The organism is Bradyrhizobium sp. sGM-13 (genome assembly GCF_018398875.1).
Taxonomy (GTDB): domain Bacteria; phylum Pseudomonadota; class Alphaproteobacteria; order Rhizobiales; family Xanthobacteraceae; genus Bradyrhizobium.
In genome coordinates, this window is sequence record NZ_JAGWDK010000121.1 from 1 (window position 1) to 2,256 (window position 2,256).

Genomic DNA, 2,256 nt, shown 5'->3' on the forward strand with positions numbered 1-2,256 from the left:
GCCACCGGAACAACGCCGAAGAAAATCCATGCCCACGACTGGCTGTCGATCAACCATCCCTGGAGCGCCGGGGCGATGGTCGCAGGAGCGACGACAGATCCCATCGCAAACAGTGCCTGCAGGATTGGCTGGCAGGATCGCGGATAGGCGAGAAAAATGATCGACTGCCCCGCGACAAGCAAGGTGCCGCCGGAGAAGCCCTGTATGATGCGGAGTGCGACCAGCAGATCTAACCGATATGTGATGGCGGCGATGCCGCAGGCCGTGCCCATGACCAGCGTCGAACCGATGATCAGGCGGCGCGGACTGGTGCGCGTCATGAGCCAGGAGGCGGCCATAAACCCGATCAGCTTCGTTGCGGTGTATCCGATGTCCAGCCAGGCGAACTCGTCGGGAGTCGCATGGGTGTCGCCAATGATGTCGTTGCGCCCGAGCGACAGGAGGGTGCTTGCGATCGCTTCCGTCAGAGTGGCGAGCACGATGCCTGCGACAAGAATGCTTCCTGCCGCGCGCCTGTCGTAGCCTGGCGTGGCGTCGGCGATCGCGGTCATGTGCCGCTTCCTCGACCGATCTCGACACGCGCGGACAGGCCGGGTACGACGCGACCGGGCAATGGATTTCTGGCGAAGCGGATTTTCACAGGCACGCGTTGAACGACACGAATGAAGTTCCCCGTCGCATTGTCAGTGGGGAGCAGGGTGAACGCAGACCCGCTGCCGGGCGCAAAGCTGTCCACCACGCCTTCAATCGTCTGGTTCGGATAGCCATCCACTGTGATGCGGGCGCGCTGTCCGGGCCGGATATGTTCGATCTGGCTTTCCTTGAAGTTCGCTACCACCCACACGTCCTTGACCGGAACGATGTCGAGCAAGGAGGTGCCCGGCGCGACAAGCCGGCCGACGCGGACCTGGCGGTTGCCGACGACGCCGTCGACCGGCGCATGCACCACGGTATGATCGAGATCGATCTGGGCGAGATCGCGTGCGGCGTGCGCCTGCGCCACGGCAGCAGCAGCAGCTTCGCGCTGGCTGGCAAGGACCGCGATGCGTTGCCGCTGGGCCTCCACCGTCGCCGATGCCGCCGATACGCCCGCCTCGGTTCTCGATAGCGCCGCATCGCTTTCATCGACCTGCGCCTGGCTGACGGCGTTGGTGCGGATCAGCTCACGGCGGCGATCGGAGGCCTTGCGGGCCAGATTCATCTCGGCCACGCTCGCAAGTCTTTGAGCTTCGGCCTGTCGTATCAGGGCATGCTGGAGTTGGGTCTCCGCATCGACATTGGCGAGGCGGGCTTGGGCGGCTTCGACATTGGCCCCGGCTTGCGCAAGGCGCGCGCGGTAGTCCCGATCGTCGATCCGGAACAGGACGTCGCCTGCACGAACGGTCTGGTTATCCTGAACCTCTACGGCCGTGACGTAGCCTGCAACCTTCGGCGCGAGCGAGGTTATGTCGCCGCGAATATAGGCGTTATCGGTGAACGTCTCGTTCGAACGGGCATAGGCCCAGCCGCCAGCCACGAGCACGACGGCGCCGAGGCACAGCACCACGCCGATCATCTTTTTCTTGTTAAGATGCGCCACGATATGCTCCTGCAACAGTTGTCTCGCTGAAGCGACCGCTCACTCACCCGGGCCTACCGTGCGGTCCAGCCGCCGTCGACCGAGATTGCCGTGCCCGTGATCCGCCGCAGCCGACCGCAGAAAAGCGACGGCGCCGCCAAATTGCGCCGGCGAGGCGAAGTCGAGCGAGAGGTCGAGGTCCAAGAGGATTTTGGGTGAGCGGGCCGCGCTCCGGCGCTGGTAACGCGGCCCGTATCGAATGAAGCGCTTACGAGTCGCCTCTCGTTCGGACCGTGCGGTCAGTAGTCCCAGAAGACCGGCACCCAACGAAAGGCATCGCCGTCGACTGCCACATGGCCGACGGACGGGAACGGCAGGTGAGTGGCCACCAGCAGCCCACCGGTCTCAGCCAGTTCCCGCAAAAGACTGATACGAACGCGGGCCGACTCCTCGGGGTCGTGTTCGAAGCCGTTATACCACTCGGGGTGCTCGAACCCGACCGCGAACACGAGGTCTCCGGCGAACGTCAGCCGGTCGCCGCCGGACGCCACGCGGACCACGCTGTGCCCGGGGGTGTGGCCGCCGGTGCGAGTGACGACCACTCCCGGTGCAACCTCGTACTCCTCCTCGAACGGCCGCAGCTGGCTGCGGTACTCTTTCACGAACCGCTTGGCGGTCGATCGAAGCGCGTCCGGGAA

General features: G+C 64.8%; 3 protein-coding genes. All 3 read right to left on the reverse strand.

Features of this window, described 5'->3' with window-relative positions:
- The coding region (locus KJQ96_RS38335) for an MFS transporter (protein WP_213291137.1) at window positions 1–551 on the reverse strand (551 nt) is incomplete at its 3' end.
- Window positions 548–1,555 (reverse strand): HlyD family secretion protein, encoded by a 1,008-nt coding sequence (locus tag KJQ96_RS38340; RefSeq protein WP_213291139.1) that lies wholly within the window; start codon window positions 1,553–1,555, stop codon window positions 548–550. The genes KJQ96_RS38340 and KJQ96_RS38335, both read right to left, overlap by 4 nt.
- A gap of 302 nt (window positions 1,556–1,857) precedes the next feature.
- Window positions 1,858–2,256, reverse strand: a 399-nt coding sequence (locus KJQ96_RS38345; protein ID WP_213291138.1) for an MBL fold metallo-hydrolase, incomplete at its 5' end; no start/stop codon positions are given.